Source organism: Massilia eburnea (assembly GCF_050709955.1).
Classification (GTDB): domain Bacteria; phylum Pseudomonadota; class Gammaproteobacteria; order Burkholderiales; family Burkholderiaceae_D; genus Rugamonas; species Rugamonas eburnea_A.
On record NZ_JBNZFX010000018.1, the window covers coordinates 17273 to 41907 of the forward strand.

30 protein-coding genes are annotated in these 24635 nt (G+C 63.9%); 22 read left to right on the forward strand and 8 right to left on the reverse strand.

The features are described 5' to 3' along the window. Positions 1-60: 60 nt before the first annotated feature. The 7 genes from ACQ4MM_RS10320 to ACQ4MM_RS10350 are packed head-to-tail and all read right to left on the reverse strand — an operon-like array spanning position 61 to position 6336. Complete coding sequence (locus tag ACQ4MM_RS10320; protein WP_431477285.1) at positions 61-2154, reverse strand: flagellar biosynthesis protein FlhA; 2094 nt, start codon at positions 2152-2154, stop codon at positions 61-63. Then, on the reverse strand, positions 2151-3296 hold the full coding sequence (gene flhB / locus ACQ4MM_RS10325) for a flagellar type III secretion system protein FlhB (protein WP_431477286.1): 1146 nt from the start codon (positions 3294-3296) through the stop codon (positions 2151-2153). The genes ACQ4MM_RS10320 and flhB overlap by 4 nt, the downstream gene beginning before the upstream one ends. Further along, entirely contained in the window at positions 3289-4071 is a 783-nt protein-coding gene (locus ACQ4MM_RS10330) for a flagellar biosynthetic protein FliR (RefSeq protein ID WP_431477287.1), read from the reverse strand. The genes flhB and ACQ4MM_RS10330 overlap by 8 nt, the downstream gene beginning before the upstream one ends. 6 nt (positions 4072-4077) lie before the next feature. After that, complete coding sequence (fliQ, locus tag ACQ4MM_RS10335; RefSeq protein ID WP_057262806.1) at positions 4078-4350, reverse strand: flagellar biosynthesis protein FliQ; 273 nt, start codon at positions 4348-4350, stop codon at positions 4078-4080. Between the two features lie 11 nt (positions 4351-4361). Next, on the reverse strand, positions 4362-5108 hold the full coding sequence (gene fliP, locus ACQ4MM_RS10340) for a flagellar type III secretion system pore protein FliP (protein WP_431477288.1): 747 nt from the start codon (positions 5106-5108) through the stop codon (positions 4362-4364). Continuing rightward, positions 5105-5479, reverse strand: coding sequence for a FliM/FliN family flagellar motor switch protein (locus tag ACQ4MM_RS10345; RefSeq protein ID WP_431477341.1), 375 nt, complete (start codon positions 5477-5479; stop codon positions 5105-5107). Before ACQ4MM_RS10345 ends, fliP begins: the two co-directional genes overlap by 4 nt. 2 nt (positions 5480-5481) lie before the next feature. Continuing rightward, a complete protein-coding gene (locus ACQ4MM_RS10350) occupies positions 5482-6336 on the reverse strand; it encodes a FliM/FliN family flagellar motor switch protein (RefSeq protein WP_431477289.1) in 855 nt (284 codons plus the stop codon). A 386-nt stretch (positions 6337-6722) separates the two neighbouring features. Between ACQ4MM_RS10350 and ACQ4MM_RS10355 the strand changes: the two genes are divergently transcribed. The 17 genes from ACQ4MM_RS10355 to ACQ4MM_RS10435 all read left to right on the forward strand — a co-directional run bounded on the left by ACQ4MM_RS10355 (position 6723) and on the right by ACQ4MM_RS10435 (position 20425). Then, entirely contained in the window at positions 6723-7073 is a 351-nt protein-coding gene (locus tag ACQ4MM_RS10355) for a flagellar hook-basal body complex protein FliE (RefSeq protein WP_431477290.1), read from the forward strand. A gap of 36 nt (positions 7074-7109) precedes the next feature. After that, positions 7110-8876, forward strand: coding sequence for a flagellar basal-body MS-ring/collar protein FliF (fliF, locus tag ACQ4MM_RS10360; RefSeq protein ID WP_431477291.1), 1767 nt, complete (start codon positions 7110-7112; stop codon positions 8874-8876). Continuing rightward, positions 8857-9885, forward strand: a complete 1029-nt coding sequence (locus ACQ4MM_RS10365; RefSeq protein ID WP_431477292.1) for a flagellar motor switch protein FliG — start codon at positions 8857-8859, stop codon at positions 9883-9885. Before fliF ends, ACQ4MM_RS10365 begins: the two co-directional genes overlap by 20 nt. After that, positions 9885-10595: a flagellar assembly protein FliH gene (gene fliH / locus ACQ4MM_RS10370; protein ID WP_431477342.1), complete on the forward strand. Its 711-nt coding sequence runs from the start codon at positions 9885-9887 to the stop codon at positions 10593-10595. Before ACQ4MM_RS10365 ends, fliH begins: the two co-directional genes overlap by 1 nt. Next, positions 10592-11902, forward strand: coding sequence for a flagellar protein export ATPase FliI (fliI, locus tag ACQ4MM_RS10375; protein WP_431477293.1), 1311 nt, complete (start codon positions 10592-10594; stop codon positions 11900-11902). Before fliH ends, fliI begins: the two co-directional genes overlap by 4 nt. Continuing rightward, complete coding sequence (locus tag ACQ4MM_RS10380) at positions 11899-12330, forward strand: flagellar FliJ family protein (protein ID WP_431477294.1); 432 nt, start codon at positions 11899-11901, stop codon at positions 12328-12330. The genes fliI and ACQ4MM_RS10380 overlap by 4 nt, the downstream gene beginning before the upstream one ends. A gap of 87 nt (positions 12331-12417) precedes the next feature. Beyond that, complete coding sequence (gene fliD / locus ACQ4MM_RS10385) at positions 12418-13809, forward strand: flagellar filament capping protein FliD (RefSeq protein WP_431477295.1); 1392 nt, start codon at positions 12418-12420, stop codon at positions 13807-13809. Between the two features lie 13 nt (positions 13810-13822). Then, on the forward strand, positions 13823-14209 hold the full coding sequence (fliS, locus tag ACQ4MM_RS10390) for a flagellar export chaperone FliS (RefSeq protein ID WP_090436437.1): 387 nt from the start codon (positions 13823-13825) through the stop codon (positions 14207-14209). Then, on the forward strand, positions 14202-14513 hold the full coding sequence (locus ACQ4MM_RS10395) for a hypothetical protein (protein ID WP_431477296.1): 312 nt from the start codon (positions 14202-14204) through the stop codon (positions 14511-14513). The genes fliS and ACQ4MM_RS10395 overlap by 8 nt, the downstream gene beginning before the upstream one ends. 2 nt (positions 14514-14515) lie before the next feature. Then, positions 14516-15775 (forward strand): flagellar hook-length control protein FliK, encoded by a 1260-nt coding sequence (locus ACQ4MM_RS10400; RefSeq protein WP_431477297.1) that lies wholly within the window; start codon positions 14516-14518, stop codon positions 15773-15775. Between the two features lie 7 nt (positions 15776-15782). Beyond that, positions 15783-16238 carry a flagellar basal body-associated FliL family protein gene (locus ACQ4MM_RS10405; protein ID WP_431477298.1) on the forward strand — a complete coding sequence of 152 codons (456 nt, stop codon included), beginning with the start codon at positions 15783-15785 and terminating at the stop codon, positions 16236-16238. 5 nt (positions 16239-16243) lie between these two features. After that, positions 16244-16960: a FliA/WhiG family RNA polymerase sigma factor gene (locus ACQ4MM_RS10410; RefSeq protein WP_431477299.1), complete on the forward strand. Its 717-nt coding sequence runs from the start codon at positions 16244-16246 to the stop codon at positions 16958-16960. A 40-nt stretch (positions 16961-17000) separates the two neighbouring features. After that, positions 17001-17915, forward strand: a complete 915-nt coding sequence (gene motA, locus ACQ4MM_RS10415) for a flagellar motor stator protein MotA (RefSeq protein ID WP_431477300.1) — start codon at positions 17001-17003, stop codon at positions 17913-17915. After that, positions 17899-18885: a flagellar motor protein MotB gene (locus ACQ4MM_RS10420; protein ID WP_431477301.1), complete on the forward strand. Its 987-nt coding sequence runs from the start codon at positions 17899-17901 to the stop codon at positions 18883-18885. The genes motA and ACQ4MM_RS10420 overlap by 17 nt, the downstream gene beginning before the upstream one ends. A 22-nt stretch (positions 18886-18907) precedes the next feature. After that, positions 18908-19180, forward strand: coding sequence for a flagellar biosynthesis anti-sigma factor FlgM (gene flgM, locus ACQ4MM_RS10425; protein WP_431477302.1), 273 nt, complete (start codon positions 18908-18910; stop codon positions 19178-19180). Further along, positions 19177-19605 carry a flagellar export chaperone FlgN gene (gene flgN, locus ACQ4MM_RS10430; protein ID WP_431477303.1) on the forward strand — a complete coding sequence of 143 codons (429 nt, stop codon included), beginning with the start codon at positions 19177-19179 and terminating at the stop codon, positions 19603-19605. The genes flgM and flgN overlap by 4 nt, the downstream gene beginning before the upstream one ends. Continuing rightward, positions 19592-20425, forward strand: coding sequence for a glycoside hydrolase family 73 protein (locus ACQ4MM_RS10435; protein WP_431477304.1), 834 nt, complete (start codon positions 19592-19594; stop codon positions 20423-20425). Before flgN ends, ACQ4MM_RS10435 begins: the two co-directional genes overlap by 14 nt. Here the strand turns inward: ACQ4MM_RS10435 and flgA are convergent. Further along, a complete protein-coding gene (gene flgA / locus ACQ4MM_RS10440) occupies positions 20385-21101 on the reverse strand; it encodes a flagellar basal body P-ring formation chaperone FlgA (protein ID WP_431477305.1) in 717 nt (238 codons plus the stop codon). The two genes, ACQ4MM_RS10435 and flgA, sit on opposite strands and share 41 nt — an antisense overlap. A 60-nt stretch (positions 21102-21161) precedes the next feature. On the opposite strand from flgA, the gene flgB reads away from it, so the two are divergent. Genes flgB through ACQ4MM_RS10465 form a run of 5 tightly spaced genes read left to right on the forward strand, consistent with a single transcriptional unit; the run spans position 21162 to position 24625 of the window. Next, positions 21162-21524 (forward strand): flagellar basal body rod protein FlgB, encoded by a 363-nt coding sequence (gene flgB / locus ACQ4MM_RS10445; protein WP_431477306.1) that lies wholly within the window; start codon positions 21162-21164, stop codon positions 21522-21524. 11 nt (positions 21525-21535) lie between these two features. Then, on the forward strand, positions 21536-21952 hold the full coding sequence (gene flgC / locus ACQ4MM_RS10450) for a flagellar basal body rod protein FlgC (RefSeq protein WP_090436448.1): 417 nt from the start codon (positions 21536-21538) through the stop codon (positions 21950-21952). Further along, positions 21952-22620 carry a flagellar hook capping FlgD N-terminal domain-containing protein gene (locus ACQ4MM_RS10455; RefSeq protein WP_431477307.1) on the forward strand — a complete coding sequence of 223 codons (669 nt, stop codon included), beginning with the start codon at positions 21952-21954 and terminating at the stop codon, positions 22618-22620. Before flgC ends, ACQ4MM_RS10455 begins: the two co-directional genes overlap by 1 nt. Before the next feature lie 15 nt (positions 22621-22635). Next, positions 22636-23883 (forward strand): flagellar hook protein FlgE, encoded by a 1248-nt coding sequence (locus tag ACQ4MM_RS10460; protein ID WP_431477308.1) that lies wholly within the window; start codon positions 22636-22638, stop codon positions 23881-23883. A 13-nt stretch (positions 23884-23896) separates the two neighbouring features. Continuing rightward, the gene (locus ACQ4MM_RS10465; protein ID WP_431477309.1) at positions 23897-24625 is read left to right on the forward strand and encodes a flagellar basal body rod protein FlgF; all 729 of its coding nucleotides are present in this window, start codon (positions 23897-23899) and stop codon (positions 24623-24625) included. The last annotated feature ends 10 nt before the right edge of the window (positions 24626-24635 follow it).

The following is a 24635-nucleotide window of genomic DNA, read 5'->3' on the forward strand; positions in this document are numbered from 1 at the left end:
TCCGCGGCTGGGAGACCGTACGGGGTCTGACCCTGTGGGTCAGTCCCCGGGTTACCGGTTTTAGCCGACCGTGCCAATAATCGACACCTCGCGGTTTTCCGGCACCTCGTTATACGACAGCACATGCAGCCCCGGCGCAAACAGGCGGGCGTAGCGCGCCAGCAGCGGACGGATCTGCGGCAGCACCAGCAGCAGCGGCGGCGTTGCCTGCTGTTTCATCTGCTCGCGCGCCACAGGCATATTCACCTGCAGCTGCGCCAGCAGGTGCGGGTCGATCGGATAGTTGTCCAGTACCACCTTGCCCGACTGGCGCGCCTGGTTCAGGGACCCAAGCAGCATGTTTTCCAGCTCGCCGCCCAGGTTGAAGGCCAACATCTCGTTCTTCTGTCCGAACAGGCCGGACACGATCTGGCGCCGCAGCGCGCAGCGTACTTCAGCCGCCAACAGGATCGGATCCTTGGTGGTCTCCGACGAATCGAGCAAGGTCGTGGCGATCGGCACGATGTCTTTCAGCGATACCGATTCCTGCAGCAGCACGCGGAACACGCGCAGCAACTGGGTATGGGTCAGCGCCTTGTCCAGCGAACCGGCCAGCTTGGGCGACAGCGCGTTCAGGCGCTCCATCAGCGCCGCCACGTCCTCGTGACGGAACAGTTCCGGCAGGTACTCGCGAACCAGTTTCGACACGTGGGTCGCGATGGCGCTTGGCGCTTCCACCACTTGGTAGCCCAGGCCTAGCGCATGCGCCTTGTCCTTGGTTTCGATCCACGTCACGGGCATGCCGTAGGCCGGCTCCACGCCGGGAATGCCGTCAATCTGGCCATACACGTTCGGCGACGGAATCGCCATCAGGCGCTCGGCGAATACTTCGGCCACCGCAATTGTCGACCCGCCCAGCACCACGGCGTATTGGGATGGCTTCAGGCCCAGGTCATCGCGCACATTAATCAGCGGCAGCACCATGCCCATCGCCTCGGACAGGCTTTGGCGCACGCCGCGCAGGCGCTTGGTCAGCACCTCGCCATGCGCCTTGTCGATCATGGCGACCAGCTTGTAGCCAAGCGAAACTTGCAGCGGCTGCACCACGGGCAGCGATTGCCATTCCAGCTCCGGCACCTTTTCTTCTCGCAGCGCGGCTTCGATGGCGGCGATATTGTCGACCACCGGCACGCCCTGCCGCAGGTACAGGCGCCAACCCACATAAGCCAGCACCGCCGCGAAGGTAAGGAAACTCAGCTTCGGCATGCCCGGCACCAGGCCGAGGATCACCATTACCGCCGCGGCGCTGAACAGCACGTTGGGCGATGCCAGCAGCTGCTGGCCCACCTGGGCTTCGAAATCGGCGCCTTCGGTCTCCGACACACGGGTGACGATGATCGCCGCAGCGGCCGACAGCAGCAGCGCCGGGATCTGGGCCACCAGGCCGTCGCCGATGGTCAGCAGCGCGTACTGCTTGAACGCGTCGCCGAAGCTCATGTCCTGCATCACGGTGCCGATGGCGACGCCGCCGACGATATTGATGATCAGGATCAGGATCGACGCAATCGCATCGCCGCGCACGAACTTGGCGGCACCGTCCATGGCGCCGTAGAAGTCGGCCTCCGTCGACACTTCCTTGCGGCGCTGGATGGCCTTTTCCTGGTTGATCAAGCCGGCATTCAGGTCGGCGTCGATCGCCATCTGCTTGCCCGGCAAGGCGTCCAGGGTGAAGCGCGCCGACACTTCGGAGATCCGTTCGGCGCCCTTGGTCACCACGGCGAAGTTGATGATCATCAGGATCACGAACACCACCATGCCGACCACGTAGTTGCCGCCGATGACCACCTGGCCAAACGCTTCGATCACCTTACCGGCGGCATCCGTGCCCTCGTGCCCGTGCAGCAGCACCACGCGGGTCGAGGCTACGTTCAGCGTCAGGCGCATCAGCGTGGTGGCAAGGATCACCGTCGGAAACACCGAGAAATCCAGCGGCCGCTTGGCGTTCACGCTGACCAGGATCACGATCAGCGCCAGCACGATATTGAAGGTGAACAGGACGTCCAGCAGGATAGGCGGCAATGGCAGGATGATCATCGCCAGGATCGCCAGCAGGAAGACCGGCGTGGCGAGTTTGTGGCGTCCCGCTTCTGCGAACAAGCCCTTCAGGAAATTCATATGGTTGCTGCCTCACTCATGGAAGTTGGAACCGGTACCTGCGCCGTTTCCAGCGGATTGGGCTGCGATGGACGGCGTCCTTCGCGGAACGCCTTCAGCTGCAGCACATAATGCAGGACCATGGAAACAGCCTGGTACAACTGCACGGGAATCTGCTGGTTGACCTGGCTGGTATTGTAGATTGCGCGCGCCAAGGGCGGCAGCGCAAGCACTTCAACCCCGTGCTCCTGCGCCAGGCGCTTGATGTACAGCGCCATCTCGTCGACGCCTTTGGCCAGCACGTATGGCGCCTCGGCGCGCTTCTCGTCGTATTTCAGTGCCACCGCATAATGCTCCGGATTGACGATCACCACGTCGGCACCCGGCACGATCTTGCGCGCCGAGCGTTCCGCCATGGCGCGCTGCAGCTGGCGAATGCGCTGGCGCACTTCAGGGCGCCCCTCCTGCGACTTGTACTCTTCCTTCAGCTCCTGCTTGGACATCTTCTGCTGTTCGGCGAAGAAGTAAGCCTGCGCCGGCACGTCGATGATGGCGAAGATGATGAACACCGCCACCATCGCCATTACGCCATTCAGCATCTGGCTGGCGCCGGAAATCAGGGCTTCGTTCAGCCCCAGCCCCTGCAGGCGGGTGTATTCATTGACCGTGCTGGTACCGATATGCACCAGCACCCAGCCCAGTACCGCTGCCTTGCCGATCGAAATCAGCAGTTCGAAGCCGTGCTTCTTTGAAAACAGGCGCCCCAGGTTGGTCACCGGGTTGAAGCGCTCCAACTTGGGCTCCAGGTTCTTGGCGCTCATCACCCAGCCGCCCGGCACCATGGCGCCCAGCACGATGAACAGCGGCACCACGAATAGCGGCACCAGCATCTTCACCAGCAGCAGCGCGGAACTGAGCCAGACGGTGCTCATCACGTTATCCAGCGCGCCCTCGCCTTCCAGCGGCGCGAAGGCCTGGTGGAAGATCTCACGAAAATCCAGCAGATACGCCGGCAGCATGTACACGAACAGTTTGAGCGAAACCAGGATGCCGATTGCCGTCGCCAGGTCGCGCGAACGCACCACCTGGCCTTCCTGGCGGGACTTCTTCAGCTTCTGCGCTGAAGCCTTCTCTGATTTGTCGCCGCCGCTGTCGTCAGCCATGTGGCACCATCTGTTGCTGGATCATGTCGAGCACGCGCGCCGACATGCGGATGTAATGCTGCGGGATGAAACGGACCACCTGGCCCAGCATCAGCAGGCCGAAAATGGTAATCACCGAAAAGCCCAACGCAAACAGGTTCAGCGCCGGCGCCACGCGGTTCAGGAAACCAAAACCAAGCTGCACCACCAGCGCGGAAAACACCACCGGTATCGCTAACAGCATGGCGGCCGAAAAAATCCACGCCACATTCCAGGCCACTGTCTGCAGCAGCAAGGCCGGATAACCACCGCCCAGCGGCCAGGCCTTGAAGCTTTGCCCGATCACCCCTGCCAGCACCAGGTGGCCGTCGATCGAAAAGAAGATCACGATGGCCAGCATCGACAGCAGCGCCGACACCACGTCGGACGAAGTGCCGTTCAGCGGGTCATTCATGACCGCCATCGAGAAACCGACCTGGCTTGACACCAGGTAACCCAGCACGCCGATCACCGACATCGAAAAATGGAAAGCCAGCCCGATGGCGCCGCCGACCACGGCCTGCTCCAGCGTCACCGCTATGCCCTGCACCGAAACCGGATCGATGCCCTGCACTACCTGCCCTTGCGTCACCGGCAGCAGGATGATCGCCAGCACCAGCGACACCAGCAGCCGCACCGTGACCGGCACCATCATCTCGCCCAGTACCGGCGCCGCGCTCAGCATGGCCATGCAGCGCACGAAGGGCCACCAGATTGCCGTCAGCCACAGCAGGAGGTTGGCCAGGACCTGTTCCATGGCTGGCTACCCGACCAGTGTTGCTGCGCGCTGGAAGATCGAGACGCAATAGTCCATCAGGTAGCTGGACATCCAGCGCCCGGTCAGCACGATGGCAAGCAGGGTGACCAGCAGGCGCGGCAGGAAGCTCAGCGTCTGCTCATTGATTTGCGTCGCGGCCTGCACCAGCGCCACCAGCAGGCCCGCCACCAGCCCCGGCACCACCAGCACCATCACCATCACCATTACGATATGCAGGGCCTCGACAATCAGGTCGACGGCCACGTCGGGCGTCAGCATCTTGCAGTCCCCTAATAGGCCTGTATGCTCGTCACGAGCGTATTGACAGTCAATGTCCAGCCATCCACCAGCACGAACAGCAGCAACTTGAACGGCAGCGAAATCACCAGCGGCGACAGCATCATCATCCCCATTGCCATCAGCACCGACGATACCACCAGGTCGATGATCAGGAACGGAATAAACAGCAGGCAACCGATCTGGAAGGCGGTCTTCAATTCCGACAGCACGAACGCGGCCAGCTTAACGGTGAATGCATGGTCGGCCGGGTTGCTGATCGCATCCTCGCCCGCCAGGTGGGCGATCTGCTTGAGCGAGGCCTTGCTGGTCTGGGCCAGCATGAAGCGCGAAATCGGCTTCTCGGCGATCTTCAGCGCATCCTGCAAGCCGATCTTGTCCTGGTCGTAGGGCACGAAGGCATCGCGCCACACGGCGTCGCCGATCGGCTTCATGACCAGCAGGGTCAGGATCAGCGCCACGCCGGTGATGATCCGGTTAGGCAAGCCTTGCTGCAGGCCCAGCGCCTGGCGCAGCAGGGACAGCACAATGACGAAACGGGTAAAGCTGGTCATCATCATCACCATGATGGGCAGCAAGCCCAGCAGGGTCATGATGATCAGGATCTGCATCTTCACCGACAAGTCGGTCTTGGCGCCGGGCACCACGCCGGCCAGCAAGTCCTGGGCCCACGCCGGGGCGCAGGCACATAGCAACACCATACCGGCCGCCAGGCCGGGCACCAGGCGGCGCGCGGTCATGGCGCCATCATGTCCAGATTCAAACCATCCAGATCGATGACCTTCAGGCCGTAGTTTTCACCGGCCACCACCACCTCGGCGCGGCCGATCGCGGTGCCGTTGACCTTGATGGTCAGCGGCTCGCCGGCCAGCATGTCGAGCTCCACCACGCTGTCCGGGCCGATCTGCATCAGGTCCTGCAGCGACAGGCGGGCCGAGCCCACTTCCAGCGTCAGCGTGACGGGAATCTTGCGCATCATGGCAGGCAGGTCGCGCCGGCCGGCACGCGGCGCCGGCACATCGCTCAAATCCTGCGCTACCTGGTCGATGATCATTTCTTCCGACATATCGTCCAGCATGGCGTCGTTGGAACCGTTCGGGTTATTCATCATGTTCATTCGATATCTTCAAAAGAGGTTAAGCAGAGTTTGCCCTTGTGCTCAGTTACCGCGGCTGTAAACAGGCGGGATTCTTCGAGCATAACGTCTGCCCTGTGCAGGCTGATTGGAATGACATCGCCCACACGCAAGTCGAACATGGCGCCCAGCGTGGTTTCCTTGGAAACCAGCCGGCCGCTCAGGCCAACCTGGAGCCGCGCCGCCAGCGGCCCTGGATTCTTGCTGCCCTTCTTGCCGGCATCGCGCTCGGGCATCAGTCCGCCCAGCACATTGCCCATCACTTGCTTGTCGAGTGCGAACCAGGCCTTGCCCTGCAGCTCGCCATCGCTCAGCGCAATGGTGATTACCCAGCTGCCTTTGCCAGGCTGGGTGCCGTTGCCTGCCTTGATGCTTTCTTCTTCGCTAAGTTCGCGGCCGCCCGCGGGCAGGTTACTTTCAATCCGCGCTGCCAGGATGCTGACCAACTGTTGCCCGAGAACCACAGCCAGGCGCTCCTCGGTAGCGGTAACGCGCACGGCCTGTTCGTCAACCGCAGGCTCGGCGCGGGTGGCGCGCCCATAACGGTAATTCAATACATTGAGAAGTATCTTACGCTCCAGGGCAAAACCAAGTTGCCCGGAAGGCGCTGCAAAACCGAGCCAGCGCTGGCGCGCCTCACTGCCGTCGAGGCGGCTGAAGGAGACCTCGTCGACCTGGAATGTACCCCAGTAACGGCGATGCACATTCAGGCGCATGGCCTGGGCCAGGTCTTCGCGCAGCTGCGCGGCAAACTCAGGCAGCCGGTGCACCGGCCGCCCCAGCAAGCAAGGGTCAAGTACTTCGTATCGCACAGTGCTTTGAGAGGTAGTCATAGTGGCCATCCGTCTGCTGCAATCCTATCGCAAAGTTATACGCTCAGGATGATCTTGGAAGCGTAGAATAACTCAATTCCCTCAGTATTGCCATGAATCAAGTACCTGGTTGGTCAAAAAGACTTTACATAAAAGTTTCCACATCGTAAGCTTCATTAGTGCAAGGCAACATCAGTTGGTTGCAAAAACTACTCTTAGTGCATGATTTATAAGAAGTTTTGCAATTCACAAGCGGTTGTTACGATCCAGAAATCGGGTTACTATGCATGTTCCCGTACGGCACCATTTAACATTTAGTCCAGATTGTCAGTTAGTAACTGGAAGTTAATCTTGTTGTTGTATTGGTATCGAACGCGTGTCCTGACGCAACCAACCTGAGGTGTTCTATGGCAAATGAATTCGCTAGCCTGATCAAGGCCGACCTGGCATCCCTGAACAATGCGGCCGCCGAGCTCACGCAACACGCCAACCTCGTTGCACCGGCCGCCCAGTTCAACGCTGGGCAACCCGGCGCCACCTTCTCCTTTGCCCAGACGATGCAAGACGCCGTGGCCGGCGTCAACGCGCAGGATGTTGATGCGGGCCAGAAAATGGCCGATGTCGATGCCGGCCGCAGCGACGACCTGGTCGGTGCCATGCTGGCCAGCCAGGAAGCCAGCCTGTCGTTCCAGATGCTGATGCAGGTCCGCAACAAGGTGATGGGTGCGGTCGATGAATTGATCAAGCTTCCGCTGTAAGCTGTTATCTCCGCCTTCCCTCTTGAAAGACCTGACGTGATTGCTAACCTCAAGTCCGCCTTCGGACGCTGGCGGGGCGCTGCGGCACCAACGGTGCCGCCGGCCGTCCTGAAGAACCTGTATCCCCTGCTGCTGCTGGCTATCGGCGTGACGGCGCTGGTGCTGATGTTCCTGTGGAAGGACCAGAGCGGCTACAAGCCGGTCTTCGGCCAGCGCGAGAAAGTCGCGACCGCCGACATGATGACCGTGCTCGACGCGGAAAAAATTTCCTACCGCATTCATCCGGAAACCGGCCAGGTGCTGGTGCCGGAAGCCAAGCTGGGCCAGGTGCGCATGCTGCTGGCGGCCAAAGGCGTGACCGCGCAATTGCCGGCCGGCCTGGAACTGATGGACAAGAACGATCCGCTTGGCGTGTCGCAATTCGTGCAGGACGTGCGCTTCCGCCGCGGCCTGGAAGGCGAGCTGGCGCAATCGATCATGACGCTCGATGCGATCGCGCATGCGCGCGTGCACCTGTCGATCGCCAAGTCGACCTCCTTCGTATCGAGCGATGGCGACAAATCGTCGGCTTCCGTAGTTATCGCTACCAAGGCAGGACGCACGCTGGCGCCGGAACACATTGCCGCCATCGTCAACATGGTGGCCGGCAGCGTTGCCTCGCTGAACCCGGCGCGCGTGAGCCTGGTCGACCAGTCGGGCAACCTGCTGTCGTCGCATGTCGACCTGAGCGAAGCCTTCGATGCTTCAACCTCGAGCAACGAAAACGCCAAGCGCCAACAGGAAGAAATCCGGGGCAATATCAAGGGCCTGCTGGGCCCGATCGTCGGCGACAGCAACTTCCGCGTCAGCGTGACCGCCGATGTCGACAACGACAAGGTCGAGGAAACCGTTGAGAAATATGGCGCCGAGCCCAAGGTGACCAGCGAAGCCATGCGTGAAGAACAGGACCGCAACCGCATCGCGATGGGCGTGCCGGGCACCCTGTCCAACCGGCCGCCGCAGCAGCAGGCAGCCGATGCCGCGGCAGCGCAAGGCGGCGCCGCCGCAGCGGGCCAGGCGCCGGATGGTAGCGCCCGCAAGAACGCCACCACGCGCCAATACGCTTACGACCGCAGCATCACCCAGACCAAGCGCGCGCGCGGGCGCCTGGTGCGCCAGAACGTGGCGGTGGTGCTGGCCCAGGCTGCGGCGCCCTTCCCCAAGACCGGCTGGACCGCACCTGAAATCGCCAACATCGAGAAGGTGCTGCGCAGCGGCCTTGGCATCAATGAAGAGCGCGGTGACAAGCTGGTGGTGAGCGCCATGAATTTCCCGTCCAAGGCCAGCGAAGTGCCATGGTGGCAGGAACGCGACACGGTGGTCGATTCGGCCGGCTGGCTCGGTTACGCGGTGGCACTGCTGCTGGCTTACCTGCTGCTGGCGCGCCCATTGCTGCGCCTGCTGACCGCACGCTTTGCCCCGGCCGCGCCGGCGCACGCCGCCAAGCCGGCCCTGGCCGGCGCAGCCGCGCGCCAGGCCGAGGCTACCCCGATCCCGGGCACTGGCAGTGCCGTGCCGGGCGCCGCTGCGGTGGCGGCTGCACTAGGCTCTCCGGAAGCGCAGGATGCAGGCGCCAAGCCGGGCCCGCTGGAAAGCCGCCAGATGCCGGTGGTGCCGCTGTTGGAGAACTACGATTTGCCGCCGGCCGGCTCGCCGGTCGACGTGATGGTGGATCACCTCAAGGTGCTGGCCGAGAAAGAGCCGGAACGCGTAGCCGAAGTCGTCAAACAATGGATGCAGAAAAATGGCCGACATCAACAATAACCTGGACAACGACCACGAGCAGGGCCTGAGCCCGGTCGAGCAAGCTGCCATTGTGCTGCTGTCGATCGGCGAAGAGCCGGCTGCTGCCGTGCTGCGCTGCCTGTCGCGCGAAGAGTTGCTGGAAGTGACCCAGGTCATGTCGCGCATGAGTGGCATCAAGGTGGAAGAAGTGAAGACGGCGATGCAGACCTTCTTCGACGATTACCGCCAGCAATCCGGCGTGCACGGCGCGTCGCGCTCCTTCCTCAAGCGCTCGCTCGACCTGGCGCTGGGCGGCGATATCGCGAACACCGTGCTGAACAACATCTACGGCGACGAGCTGCGCCCGAAAATGGCGCGCCTGCAGTGGGCCTCGCCGAAGTGGCTGGCCGACTATATCGCCAACGAACACGTGCAGATGCAGGCGGTGTTCCTGGCCTTCCTGCCGCCGGCGCTGGCCGGCCAGATCCTCGATGCGCTGCCGCTGGAAGGGCGCGACCTGGTGCTGCTGAACATGGCGCGCCTGGACGAGATCGACCGCGACCTGCTGCTGGAACTGGAAGAGCTGGTGAACCGTTGCCTGTCATCGTTCGATTCGCAGTCGACCAGCGTGGAAGGGGTGCGCCAGGTGGCCGAGATCCTGAACCGCCTGCCGGGCAACCGCGCCCAGATCGTCGAACTGCTGCGCGCCCATGACCCGGAAATGGTGGAACAGATCGAGATGCAGATGTACGACTTCCTGATCCTGTCGACCCAGACCGAAGTCACCCTCACCCGCATCATCGAGGAAGTGCCGCTCGAGCAGTGGGCCATCGCGCTCAAGGGCGCCGAGCAGGCGATCCGCGATGCGGTGCTGAAAACCATGCCGAAGCGCCAGGCGCAGGCGTTCGAAGACATGATGCGCCGCGCCGGCCCGGTGCCGATGTCGCGCATCGCCGCCACGCGCCAGGAAATCATGGCCACCGTCAAGGCCCTGGCCGATGCCGGCGAAGTCGAAGTGCAGCTGTTCGCTGAAACGGTGGTCGAATGATGAAACAGTTCCGCCCCTTCCGTTTCCCGCCCTTGCAGCAGTACGTGCATACGCATGGCGCCAATGGCCAGCGCGTCGCCGGCCAGGGCCAGATGGCCGATGGCGCGCAATGGCAGGCTTCGGTCAGCGAGGGCTTTGAACAAGGCCAGCGCGACGGTTACGAAATCGGCTTGCAGCGCGGCCAGGAAGACGGTTTTGAAGCAGGCCGCCAGCAAGGCGTCGAGCTGGGCCGCGAAGAAGGCCGCCAGGAAACCCTGGTCGGCTTCGACCACCTGGCGCGTCCGGTCGACGGCATGCTGAAATCGCTGAAGAAGCTGCGCGCCGATTACCGCGCGGCGCAGCGCAAGGAAGTGGTGGACCTGGTGGCGAAAGTGGCGCGCAATGTGATCCGCGCCGAACTCGCCTTGCAGCCGGTACAGATCATGGCCCTGGTCGACGAGACCCTGGCGTCGCTGCCGCCGACCCGCGACGAGATCGATGTCTACCTGAATCCGGAAGAAGTGAAGCGCATCATGGAAGTCGATCCGAAGCGCGCCAAGCGCTGGAACCTGATCGGCGATGCCCGCCTCGACCTGGGCGAATGCCGCATCCGCGCCGGCGACAGTGAAGTCGATGCCGGCTGCCAGCAGCGTCTTGCCGCTGTCATGGAACAGGTCGATAATCAGTTGCAGGCCGCCGATGGCGGCGACGATGCCGAGAGTGAAGAATGATTGCCGACGCACTGCGCAAACTGGAACTCGATGAGGTGCCGCTGGCGACCCCGACCGGGCGCCTGGTGGGCGCTTCCGGCTTGCTGCTGGAGGCCACGGGTTGCAAGCTGCATACCGGCCAGCGTTGCCAGATCGAGACAATCGACGGCGAGTGGCTGGACGCGCAAGTGGTGGGCTTCCGCGAAAAGCTGACCTTCCTGATGCCGTTCAAGAAAGCCTCCGGCCTGACCACCGGCGCGCGCGTGCTGCCGACGGTCGAAAAATCAAGCCTGCAGATTGGCGACAGCTGGCTGGGCCGCATGGTGAATGGCATCGGCGAAGCGATCGATGGCCTCGGCAAGCTGGGCGGCGAGCACCCGCTCGACGCGCAGCCGCCGCGCATCAACCCACTCAAGAAGCAACCGGTGGTCGATGCGCTCGACGTCGGCGTGCGTGCCATCAACAGCATGCTAACGCTGGGCAAGGGCCAGCGCGTCGGCCTGATGGCCGGCTCCGGCGTCGGCAAGTCCGTGCTGCTGGGCCTGATCACGCGCCAGACCGTGGCTGACGTGGTGGTGGTGGGCCTGATCGGCGAACGTTCGCGCGAAGTGCGCGAGTTCATCGAAATGTCGCTGGGCCCGGAAGGCTTGCGGAAAGCCGTGCTGGTGATTGCGCCGGCCGACGAATCGCCGCTGATGCGCATCATGGCAACCGAGCTGTGCCACTCGATCGCGGCCCACTACCGCGACCAGGGCAAGCACGTGCTGCTGCTGGTCGACTCGCTGACCCGCTATGCGATGGCGCTGCGCGAAGTGGCGCTGGCGCTGGGCGAGCCGCCCGCCACCAAGGGCTACCCGCCGTCGGTGTTCTCGGCCCTGCCCCAGCTGGTGGAATCGGCCGGCAACGGCGAGAACCCGTACGGCAGCATGAGCGCGATCTACACCGTGCTGGCTGAAGGCGACGACCAGCAAGACCCGGTGGTCGACACCGCGCGCGCCATCCTCGATGGCCACATCGTGCTGACGCGCGAGCTGGCCGAGCGCGGCCATTACCCGGCCATCAATATTGCCGCTTCGATCAGCCGCTGCATGAACCATGTGATCACGCGCGAGCACATGCTGGCGTCGCGCGCCTTGAAAGCCTCGATGGCGCGCCATGAACGGGTGCGCGACCTGATCCCGCTCGGCGCCTACGTGCCCGGCGCCGACCCGGTCACCGACAAGGCAGTGAACCTGCATCCGCATATCGAAGAATTCCTGTGCCAGGGGACCAAGGAAGCGGCCCCCTATGCCAACTGCGTGGACCAACTTGAAAGGTTGATGGCATGACCACTACCACGATCCGCAGCCTGTCGACCCTGGTCGACATGCGCAGCAATGAAGTCGACAAACTGCAGACCGAAATGGCCGCCAAGGAAAGTGTGCGCGAGCGCTACAAGAAAACCCTCGACAAGTTGACCGGCTTGTACGAAAGCAGCGGCCCGTCCGGCCGGCTGCCGATGGCGCTGGCGGTGAACTGCGGCGACTACAAGCAGGGCGTGATGGCGCTGGCCGACAGCCAGCGCCTCAACCTGCACATGCATGAGGCCGACATGGTCGTGTCGCAGCGCGCCCTGACCGCCGCCTACGTCAAGCGCGAGGTGCTGGGCCAGGTGCTCGAGCGCCACCAGGATGCCGCAGTCACGGCGCAGCGCGTGCAAGAGCGCAAGCGGCATGATGAACTGGCAACCCAACTGTGGTTCCGCGGACATAAATGAAAGGCTGAACCGAATATTTCATGAAGTCATCACTTTGGTCGCCTCTTACCTTGGTACACTTCATTTAATTTCCTCGGAGCACGAGAAATGGCTACTTCTGTCCCTACCTACGATCCCAAGACCACGGCTACCCAACTGGCGCAGATGTATATCCAGGGCCGCCAGTCGATGCTCGACAGCCAGTCCGCCAGCGCGACCGCGATCGGCAAGGCGCTGACCAAGCTCAGCTCGGCCTTGAGCACCTTCCGCAGCACTTTGTCGAGCACCACCGCGTCCGGCTCGGTAGTGGCCAATAAGGCAAGCTTCAGCTCCGATGTCGGGACTGCCACCGCGACTGCCACGGCTGCGGCCGGCAATTACCAGTTCTACGTCGAACAGCTGGCCACGGTCGGCCAGGTGTCGTACAGCGGCATGAGCAATTCCGGCGTGACCGGCGCTGCTGCCGGCACCCTGGCCGTCAAACTGGCCGACGGCAGCAGCTTCACCGTCAGCCTGGCCAATGGCGACAAAGACCTGAACAATGTGCTGAGCGCGAAAGAAATTGCCGCAGCCATCAATATGGAAGCGACCAATAACTCGCGCGTCACCGCCTCGACCCTGACCGTCAACGGCCAGACCCGCCTGGTGCTGACCTCCAACCTGACCGGCCAGGCCAACGGCGTGGCCGGCATCGACACCACCAATCTGGGCGATCCGGCCCTGCAGGCGCAACTGGCCGATGCCAACCGTGTCCTGCAGGCCGGCACCGACGCCGTGGTCTGGGTCGGCGCCCCGGGTGGCGATCCGAGCAACAAGATCACGCAGGCTTCGAACACCTTCAACGTGGTCGATGGGGTGGCGATGACGTTTACCAAAGCCCAGACCGGCGGCGTGCCGGTGACGCTGAACGTCGCCCGCGATAGCAGCGCCACCGCCACCAATGTGCAGAACTTCGTCGACCAGTGGAACAAGATGCTGACCTCGATCGGCGAATTGACGGCAGCCGGTGACGCCACCAAGGGCGCGGCCAGCGGCATCTATGCTTCCGACGCCGGCCTCGCTTCGCTGAAGTCGCGCATGCAGTCGCTGCTGCGCACTGCGGTCGGCGGCGTCAGCCTGGTCAACTATGGCGTCACCGCCCAGCGCGACGGCACCCTGGCGCTGGACAAGACGCGCCTGGACAAGGCCCTGGCCACCAACCCGAGCGGTCTCGATGCGATCCTGGGCAAGACCGGCGCCGCGCCGACCGGTGTACTGGGCAATCTCGATACCCTGGTGAATAGCTGGACCAAGGCCGGCACCGGCCAGCTTGCCACCCGCAAGGACGCCAACACCAAACTGCAGTCCCAGCTGGTGGCCCGCCAGGCCGTGCTGGAAACCCAATACGACAACGCCTACAAGCGCTACCTGACCCAGTTCACCCAGCTGCAAGCCCTGCAGTCCCAGATGAGCGGAACCAGCAGCATGTTTGATGCGATGTTCAGCAAATCCGATTCCTGAAAGCCTGTAAACAATGGATCACGACGCCTACGGCAGCTATCACGCCACCAACCTGGAAGCACAGACGGCCCGCGCCACGCCGATCGAACTGGTGCTGGTACTGACCGACGGCCTGCTGGAAGAGCTGGCCCGTGCGCGCGGCCATATCGTCGGCAAGCGCTACGAACAAAAGGCGCTCAGCCTCGACAAGTGCACGGAAATCATCAACGGCCTCGCCAGCTCGCTCGATTTCGAGCAAGGCGGCGAGGTGGTGGCCAACCTGGGCCGCCTGTACGACTATTGCGCTGCCCGCCTGTACCGTGCCGGCGTGGACATGGACCCTGCCGTCATCGACGAGGTGGTGGGCCTGCTGACCACGATCCGCGCCGGCTGGCAGGGCGTGCACGACAAGCATGGATAGGCAACCGGCGCTGCTGCAGCTTGCGCAGCAGCTGAGCGCCGCCACTGCCGCCAGCGACTGGGCGGCACTGGCGGCGATTAATACTTTGATGGGCTCCACCCTGCCGGCGCTGGCGGCGCAGGGTGCGTGGACGCCGGCCGAGAGCGCAGCGCTGGCGGCGCTGCGTGATTTGCACGTCGCGGCAGTGGCAAAAGTCGATAGCGCCACCGTCGAGACCGGCCAGCACCTGAACGATATGACGAACAACAGAGAGGGCTGGCTTGCCTATGCCCTCGACAGCGCTAACGCTGCTACCGGAACCTGAGCATGATCAAGCTGCCTGCGGCGCCTGCCGCCACCGTCCCCCCAGCCACCAGCGCGGCCGGCCTGCCGCCGCCAGCCGCCAATGGCGCTGCCGACGCCACGCCTGCCGCCGCCGCGCATGACAGCGCGGCACCCGCCAGTGCGCTGGCCGGCGCGCTGCTGGATGCCGCAGCGGCCAGCGCACCGGCGCCGTTTGGCGCCTTGCTGGACGCCATGGCCGGCCAGCTTGCCGAAGACCAGGCCGCACCGGCCGAAGCGGCCGACGACACGACTGCCGCCGCGCAGGCCGTGGCCACCATGCTGCCCGCCATGGGCAACCTGCCGCTGGCCGGCAGCGCGCCGGGCGCCACCCCGGACAGCGTGGCAGCCGTGGCCGCCGCCCTGACCGCCGCCCCTGCCGCCAAGCCGTCCGCCAGCGACAGCGCCCTGCTGCTGCGCCAACAGGCCCAGGCCAGCGCCCTGGCCGCGCGCGACGCCGGCGCCGGCGCGCAAACCGAAGCGGCCAAGGCGCCCGAAGCCTCCTTGCTGGACGCCCGCGCCGCCATGCTCGCCGCCGCAGCCCGTCCTGCCGTTGGCAATGGGCTGCCAGCCAGCACGCCGGCCGCGGCCACCCGCACCTCCGCCGGGGAAGCACTGGCGGAGGTGCGGGTGGCCGCGCTGAACGCCCTGCAAGGCCAGGCCGCCGACAGCACTGCCGCGCCGATCGCGGCCAAGGACAGCGCCAGCTTGCTGGCCGACAGCCAGCGCCAGCCCACCGATGCCGGCGCCCTGCCCGGCTTCCGCAGCGTGCTGGCCAATGCCGCCGCGGCGCCGCAGGGCGACTCGCTGAAACTGGGCGGCAGCCCGGAGCAATGGCAGCAACCGCTGCGCGCCGCGCTGGGCGACCGCCTGCAACTGCAGTTGGCGCGCAACGACGAACGCGCCGTGATCCGCCTGGAACCACCGAATATGGGCAGCGTGGAAATTTCCGTGCGCCACAGCGGCGGCGCGCTGCAAGTGACCATCGCAGCCAGCCACAGCGAAGTGCTGCGCCAGCTCAACACCATTGGCGACGCCGTGCGCCAGGACCTGTCGCAGCGCCAGTTCGGCGACGTGGCCGTCACGGTTTCGGCCAGTACCGCGCGCAACCTGGCCGATGGTGGCCAACAGCAGCGCCAACAGGAAGCACAGCAACAACGCGAGCAGCAGCGCCAGCCAGGCCGCGCCCTGGACGACGCTGATGCCGTCACCACCACTTTTGCCATGTTGGGCGAACGGGAGTAAGCATTAGATGAATAAGAAACTGGTTCTGATCGCAGCCGTCGCGCTGCTGGTAGGCGCGGGCGCCGCCGGTGGCGCGGTCTGGTTCATGAAAGGCAAGAGCGCCGAGCCAGCCAAGGCGGCGGCCGAACAGAAAAAACCGGGCGAGCCGCTGAAGTACCTGACCATTGAGAAAGTGATTGTCATGCTGCGCCGCCAGCCGGGCGACACCGTGCCGCACTATATGTCGGCCGACCTCGTCATCTCGACCACGGCCAAGCAGGAAAAGGAAGCCAAGGAAGCCTTGCCGCTGCTGCGCAGCGTTGCCGTGCGCGCGCTGTCGGCGCTGCCGATGGAAAAAGCTTCCATGATGACCATTGACCAGTTTGTCGAAGAATTGAACAAGGCTTACGATGAAGCCTATGCCAAGGAGGCGCGCGAACGCCCGTTCGAGCAGGTGATGATCGGCAAGTTGATCCTGGAGTAAAGGCCATGGGCTTGGTGGACACGGTTGCAGAGCCATATGCCGAGAGCTACGGCGCCGTCAGCGCAGCCGACGAGCAGAAGCACCTGCTCGCCTATGCGCCGCTGGTCAAGCGCATCGTGCGCCAGCTGAACTCGCAGGTGCAGGGCGCGATCGACCGTGACGATATGGAGCAGATCGGCCTGATGGGCCTGCTCGAAGCCCTGCGCCGCTACGGCGCGCCGGACACCGGCTTCGGCAGCTATGCCTCGCTGCGCGTGCGCGGCGCCATCCTGGACGAGCTGCGGCGGCAGGACTGGCGCCCGCGTGCGGTGCGCCAGCAAAGCCACAAGATGCGCGATGCGGTGCGCGAGCTGACGCGCAAGCTGGGCCGCGAGCCGGGCGAACAGGAAATCATGGGCGCGCTCGGGCTCGATGCCGAAAGCTACCAGGCTTACCTGCTGGACGAGAATGCGGAAACCATCGCCAGCTTCGACGAGATCCTGCAAGACACGCTTGCCGACACCGGCAGCGTGGCCGGCCCGGAAGAACAATTGATGATACGGCGCAGCCTGGAGCAGGCGCTGACCGGGCTCGACGAACGCGAGCAGCGCGTGATCCAGATGTATTACGAATTCGAGCTCAGCTACAAAGAAATCGCCGCCGTGCTGGACCTGACCGACGCCCGCGTCTGCCAGTTGAACAAGCAGGCCCTGAACAAGATGAAAGCGGTGCTGGCGGCCTGAGCCGCAGCCCACCTCAAAGATCTATCGAAAGGCATAAACCATGCAGCAACTATTCGGCATCATGATCGTGTTTGGCTCGGTGTTTGGCGGCTACGCCATGATGGGCGGCCACTTCACTGCGATCTGGCAGCCGCTGGAACTGCTGGTGATTGCCGGCGCCGGCATCGGCGCCTTTGTGATCGGCAACCCGCGCCACGTGCTGGCCGAGACCATGACACAGTGTAAGCACCTGATGTCGCGCAAGAAGTACGACTCCGAATTCCAGCGCCAGTTGCTGCTGCTGATGTATGAACTGCTGCAGCTGGCCGCCGGCGGCCTGAAGGCCCTGGACGCCCACGTGGAAGCGCCGCGCGAATCGCCGCTGTTCCAGCGCTATCCGCTGATCCTGGACGAACCCAAACTGCTGGCCTTCATCGTCGACAACTTCCGCCTGATGGCGATGGGCAAGATCAACGCCCATGAACTGGAGGGCGTGCTGGAGCAGGAGCTGGAAGCCATCCATGAAGAGCTGACCCAGCCGGCCAAATCCTTGGGCAAGATCGGCGAAGCGATGCCAGGCTTCGGTATCCTGGCCGCGGTGCTGGGCATCGTGATCACCATGGGCACGGTGGGCGAAGGCGCCACCTCGGCCGAGATCGCCGAGCACGTCGGCGCCGCCATGGTCGGCACCTTCATCGGTATCTTCTTCTGCTACGGCGTGCTGGACCCGATTTCCAATATGCTCAAGCAGCTGGTCAGCCAGGAAGCCTCCACCATGGAATGCGTGAAAGTGGTGCTGGTAACCCACGTCGCCGGCAAGCCGCCGCTGCTGGCGATCGACGCCGGGCGCCGCCTGGTGCAGCTGAACATCAAGCCAAGCTTCGCCCAGCTCGAAGGCTGGATCAATGCCATGGAAGGCGGCGACGAGCCGGAGTCCAACTCGCGCCGGGGAGGTGGCCGTGCTAAAGCCGCATGACAAGCACCATGAGCAAACCATCGTCAAGCGCGGCGGTGGCAAGCACAAGCACGATGAACATGGCGGCGCCTGGAAAGTCGCGTTTGCCGACTTCTGCCTGGCCCTGATGTGCCTGTTCCTGGTGCTGTGGCTGATGGCCGTGCGCAACCAGGAAACGCTGGAACACGTGCTGACCCAGGCCGACGGCAGCAAGACCGACGTCGGCAAGGGCGTGATGCCGGAACAGGTGGGCGGCCCGCGCGGCAGCCTGATCGAACGCTTCCCGATGCCGCGCACCGGCAATACCGACGTGGATGGCAACGCCACCCAGGGCTTCAACAAGAGCCCCACCAATACGGCCGAAAACCGGGTGCGCTACGAATCGCCGGAAGACCTCAAACTGCTGGCCAAGACGCTCACCAGGATGAGCGAGGAAACTGGCCTGGCCAGCAATCTTGAATCGGTGGTCACGCCGTATGGCTTGCGCGTGATGTTGCACGATACCGACAGCCAGGGCATGTTCGTGCGCGGCTCGGCGATCCCGACCGACAAGTTCGCGCGCCTGCTGCAGAGCATGGGCCCGCTGTTCGCCAAGATGGAAAACCAGATGCTGATCGTCGGCCACACCGACTCTGCGCAGTACGCCGACACCAGCTACAAAGCCTTCTCCAACTGGAACCTGTCCAGCAACCGCGCCATGGCGGCCCGTTCGCAATTACTGGCCGGCACCATGCCGCAGGACAGCGTGCTGCAGGTGGTCGGCATGGCCGACCGTGCGCCGCTCGATGCCAAACGGGCCGATGCTGGTGTCAACCGCCGGATCGAATTGCTGATCCTGACCAACACGCAGGCGAAAGCCATCGCCGATATGTTTGGCATGCCAAGCAGCAAGACTGCTATCATCGGGGAATCGGATTTACCCGCACCCGGCCTGTTGCAGCAATTGCGGCAACAACTGCTGCCTGGCAAGGGGAAGAGCAATGGCAATTAATGTTAAGTCAAGAGGAAACCGTATGAGGATTTCCGGTTCCACCCCAGGCACCCCGGTGCAGACCGTCGCCGACGGCGCGCCGGCCGAAGCGGCACGCCCGTCCACCGCCCCGGCCGCCCAGCGCGAGCTGGAATCGGCCGTGCTGCAGCCTGCCATGAAAGCGATGCAGGAAATGGGCGACATCGACCACGAGCGCGTGGCCCAATTGCGCGACGCCCTGGCCAAGGGCGAGCTACCGTTCGACGCCGGCAAGCTGGCCGGCCTGATCCAGAAGTTCCACCGGGGCGAGCAGTGAAAGACCTGTCACGCCAGGACGCCATGAAGATGCTGCTCGACGGCATCAAGGCGGACTTGCAAAGTTACCAGCAGATGCTGGACCTGATCGCCCAGCAGTTTGAAGCGGCGATCCGGCACCAGAGCGAACGCCTGGGCGAAATCGCTCAAGAAATCGGCGCTTTGGTCGATGTACTGGAAGCGCGCCGCGCCCAGCGGGTCGACCTGGCGACCCGCCTGATCGGCCCCCAGCCTTCCATGGAGCAAGTGTTCGCCCTGCTCAAGCCCGAAGCGCGTGCGCGCCTCGAGGCCGACTGGGCGCAACTGGAAGGCATGGTGCAGACGGCGCGCGAAATGGGCCGCCGCAATGCCGACCTGCTGGCGGAGCAATACACCATCATGCAGCGCGTGCTGCATGGCGACGATCAAACCTATGAGCCGGTCTGAATTCACGCCTTTACGGGCGTTTACAGCCGCCACAGCGCCGACCCGGGCGACTGCGGCCACCGTGAGCAATATGAGCGCCACGCGCCCTGCGCTGCCGGCCGCCTTCAGCCCTGCGCTGGCCGCCAATGCCGGCATGGCCGGCGCAGCGACAGCCAACGGCGCCGGCAGCGCCACTTTCCGCCAGGTGCATGCCGACGTGGCGCGCTACATCGCCTCGGCCGACGCCCCGTCTGGCGCCGCAGCCGGCGCCGGCGCCGGCAATAGCCTGACGGCCGACGGCGCCGCCCTGCGCGCCCGCCTGGCCGCACGCGCCATGGGCGGCAGCGAAGCAATCGCCGAAGGCAGCGTTCCCAACGAAGCCCAGCAAGCGTTCCTGGCAGCGATCCGGCCCCATGCGGAAGCCGCCGCGGCCCGCCTTGGCGTGGCGCCGGAACTGGTGGCCGCCCATGCGGCGCTGGAATCAGGTTGGGGCCGTCATGCGCCGGGCAACAATATGTTCGGCATCAAGGCTGGCGGCAACTGGCAAGGCGCGGTGCAGGCACTGGACACGCTGGAAGTGGAAGACGGCGTGGCGCACGCCCGCAACGAACGCTTCCGCGGCTATGGCGATCTGGCCGGCTCGTTCGAAGACTATGCCGGCCTGCTGCTCGACAATCCACGCTACCGGCGCGCCCTGAATACCGGCAGCGATGCGCAAGCCTTTGCCCACGCGCTGCAGGCCGGCGGCTATGCCACCGATCCCGCCTACGCCGATAAGCTGGGCCGCGTCGCGGCCAGCATCAAGGCAAGTCAGCAGGCTCCACAGTCCCCGCCTCAATAACGCGCGCCCGGATCTGGGTGCCGCTACTGTTCTTGACCCGGATGATGGCGCCGCGCGTGCCATTGTCCAGCGCCTCGCCCGCCATCGACACTTCGATCTGCTCGCGCCGGGCGACGATGCGCACCTGGTCGCCGCGCTTGACCAGTTGTGGCGCTGCCAACATATTCGGCCGGATCACTTCGCCGGCGCGGATACTGCGCCGCGCCGCCATCCCTTCCAACTCGCCAAGCTCCGAAAAAGCATCGGGAATCAAGCTGATATCGTGGCGCACCCGCAACAAATCTAAAGGCGACAGAATTTTTCCGGAAATTAAATCCGTGGCCGCCACTGCAACGTTTGCCGATACCTTGCCCTTGGCAATGAACTCATAACGCCAACCTTGCAAGCTTGGGCAAATCACCACGAAGCGCATGCGCGCCATGCCGCGCCGGTCCAGGCTCTCGACCCGCGTTTCAGAGGGACAGTCGGGAATCGCGCGATTTGTCCTTACCACTTCGACATCGAACTTCGGCTCCGACCAGCGTTGACTTTCTGCATTGTTTTTCAATTGATTTTCTGCAGCTAGTTTCACTTTGCTTAGCAATTCTTCCATTGTTGAAGCAGTTGCAACACGGCAATTTAAAATTCCTATGAGCAATAGTCCGCCGAAAACCTGTACAATAGGATTGTTGGACATGGGCAATACCTTTAGTATGTAAATTCGAATTCGCTGGGACATTACCAGAGGAGAGAAACGATGGCTATCAATTTCAAGGACGCAGTAGGTTTGCATGCGGATGCATTGCAATTGCGTGCACAGCGCACCCGCGTCCTGGCCTCCAATATCGCCAACGAAAACACGCCCGGCTACTCAGCACAGGATATCGATTTCAAGGAATCGCTGGCGCGCGTAGAGGCAGAACTGGCGGGCGAGCCGGTTCTGGACGGTGACGGCGAGACCAAGTTCCGCGTGCCCTACCACCCTAGCGGCGATGGCAACACGGTCGAAATCGGCGTGGAGCAAGCCGCTTTCTCGCAAAATGCAACTGACTTCGCAACCAGCCTGACTTTCATCAATATGAAGTTGCGCGGCATCGCCAAGGCCATCAACGGTCAATAAGGGGATCTCCCATGAGTTTCAAAGACATTGCGCAAATTGCCGGATCGGCGATGGCGGCGCAGACAGTGCGCCTGAATACGGTTGCCTCCAACCTGGCCAATGCCGACTCGGTGGCCGGCAGCGAGGCCGAAACCTACCGCGCCCGCAAGCCGGTGTTTGCCACCGTGATGGACGACAACCTCGACGCCGCGGCCGGCGGCCGGGTGCAGGTGCTGGACGTGGTCGAATCGGCCGAGCCGCTGCGCAAGGTGTACGAACCGGGCAACCCGCTGGCCAATGCCGACGGCATGGTGTTCTACCCCAACGTCAACCAGGTGGCCGAGATGACCGACATGATGTCGGCATCGCGCGCTTTTGAAACCAATGTGGAAGTGCTGGGCCGCATCCGCGGCATGCAAGCTTCCCTGCTCAAACTCGGTGAATCCTGATGGAAACCAACCTGTTCACTAACGCGGCTGCGCAAAACAGCAACCCGGCCGGCGTGGCCCTGAACGGCGCCTCCAACGAGGGCCGCGACATGTTCACCAAGCTGCTGGTGGCCCAGATCCAGAACCAGGACCCGCTGTCGCCGCAAGACCCGGCCCAGTTCGTCCAGCAACTGACCCAGCTGTCGCAGACCGAAGCGCTGCAGAACCTGGCCAACCTGACCACCGCCAACGCCTCCGTACTGCAATCGATGCAGGTGCTGGCGATGGGTGCCCAGGTCGGCTCCGACGTGATGGTGCAGTCCAGCCAGGTGACTATCGACGGCCACAAGGTGACGGGCGAGGCCACCCTGGCCAACAACTCGACCAAGACCAGCTTGGTCCTGACCGGCAGCAACGGCCAGCAGTACGAAGTGGTGATGGGCACCCTGCCGGCAGGCACCCACCAGTTCAGCATCGACCCGGCCGCGCTGGGCCTGCCAGCCGGCAGCTACTCGATGCGCATTGCCAGCGAAAGCAACCCGAGCGCGCCGGTGGCCGTGCTGGGCCGCCTCGACAGTGTTCAAGTCGGCGCCGCCGGTAGCGTTACCGTCAAGATTGATACCGTGGGCGAAGTATCGCCCTCGGCCATTACCGCATTCCGGGGCAAAGCCCCGACTACCGTCATTTAACGAAAGGTCCTCGCCATGAGTTTCGATATCGCTTTGTCCGGCATCCAGGCCATTAACGAGCAACTGGGTACGATTTCCAACAATATCGCCAACGCCGGGACCTACGGCTTCAAGTCCAGCCGCGCCAACTTCGCGTCGCTGCACGCGGGCGCGCAGCCGACCGGCGTGCACATCGGTTCGACCACCCAGTCGATCGGCCTGAACGGCGGCATCCAGGCCACCAACCGCGGCCTCGACGCGCTGATCAATGGCCGCGGCTTCTTCGTGGCCAAGGATTCCACCGGCCAGACCAACTACACCCGCGTCGGCATCTTCACCAAGGATGCCACCGACTTCCTGGTCAACAGCGCAGGCGGCAAGGTGCAGGGCTTCCAGCTGACCCCGCCAAGCCTGCTGGCCGGCCCGATGGGCGACATCAAGGTGCCGACCAACCTGCTGACCGCCAAGGCCACCACCAATATCGATTTCGTCGCCAATATGTCGGCCGACTGGACGGTACCGACCGGCAATATCACCACCAAGCTGCCGAACGCCACCGTCGTTCCAGCCGTGGTGCCGGACGCAAACATGTACAACATGTCCAAGGTCACCGTGCTGCACGATTCGCTGGGCAATGAACACACCGTGACCCAGTACTTCGTGAAAGACCCGGCCGCGCGCACCGTCAAAGTGTATTCGGCGGTGGACGGCACCGACCTGGGCGCCGGCGGCGGCTCGCCTTACACCCTGGTGTTCGACACCAACGGCCAGCTCGACCTGACTGCAAACGGCGGCGCCTCCTATGCCCACAACCTGAGCTTTGGCGCGGCCCCGGCCGCCGCCATGACGGTCGAGATCGACTACACCGGCACCACCTTCCAGAAAGGCGAATCGACCACCTCGACCAACGCCGCCGACGGCTACGCGGCCGGCAGCTATGTGGGCGTGGAACTCGACCAGGCCGGCAATGTAGTGGCCAAGTATTCCAACGGCGAAAAACAAGCCATTGCCCGCCTGGCCATCGCCACCTTCCCTGACGAAGACTCGCTGACCCCGGTCAACGAAACGTCCTGGACCGCGAACGTCCAGTCCGGCAACGCCAACCTGTCCGAAGCGGGCCAGGGCATCGCCGGCGCGCTGACCGTCGCTTCGCTGGAAACCTCCAACGTCGACGTGACGTCGGAACTGGTCAGCCTGATGACGTCGCAGCGCAACTACCAGGCCAACTCCAAGGTCATCACCGCGGAGAACCAGATGCTGCAGTCGCTGATGCAAGCCCTGTAAGCGAGGCCGCTGAATGGACGCGCTGATCTATACCGCGATGAGCGGCGCCGAGCGGGCCATGCGTGGCCAGCAGGTGCACGCCAACAACCTCGCCAACCTCGACACCAACGGCTTCCGCGCCAACCTCGAGCTGGCGCAGGCTGCCAAGCTGCCCGGCTACGGCTACGACGACCGCCACATGTCGCAGATGCAGTCGAATGCCGTGACCGACCGCCAGGGCGTGCTGCGCCAGACCGGGCGCGACCTGGACGTAGCGATCTCCGGCCCCGGCTACTTGGCCGTGCAGGGCCCGACCGGCGAGGCGTATACCCGCGCCGGCGCCATCACCCTCGACGCCGACGGCACCCTGACCGTCAACGGCATGCAGTTGCTGGGTGAAGGCGGCCCAATCACGCTGCCGCTGCACCGCAAGGTCGAGATCGGCCAGGACGGCACCGTGTCCATCCTGGGCCCGACCGCCAATGCCGAAATGCAGGTGATCGACAAGCTCAAGCTGGTGCGCGCCGAAGCGTCCGAGCTGACCAAGAATGAAGCGGGCTTGCTGGTGGCGCGCGACGGCCAGTTGCTGGCCACCGACCCGAGCGTGCAAGTGCGGGCCGGCCACCTGGAAGGCGCCAATGTGACCGCCGTGGAAGAGATGGTGGCCGTCATGAGCCTGAACCGCACCTTTGAAATCCAGATGAAATTGTTCAAGGCCGCCGACGACATGACCTCGGTCGGCAATAAACTGATTAGCGGCTAACAGGAGAATC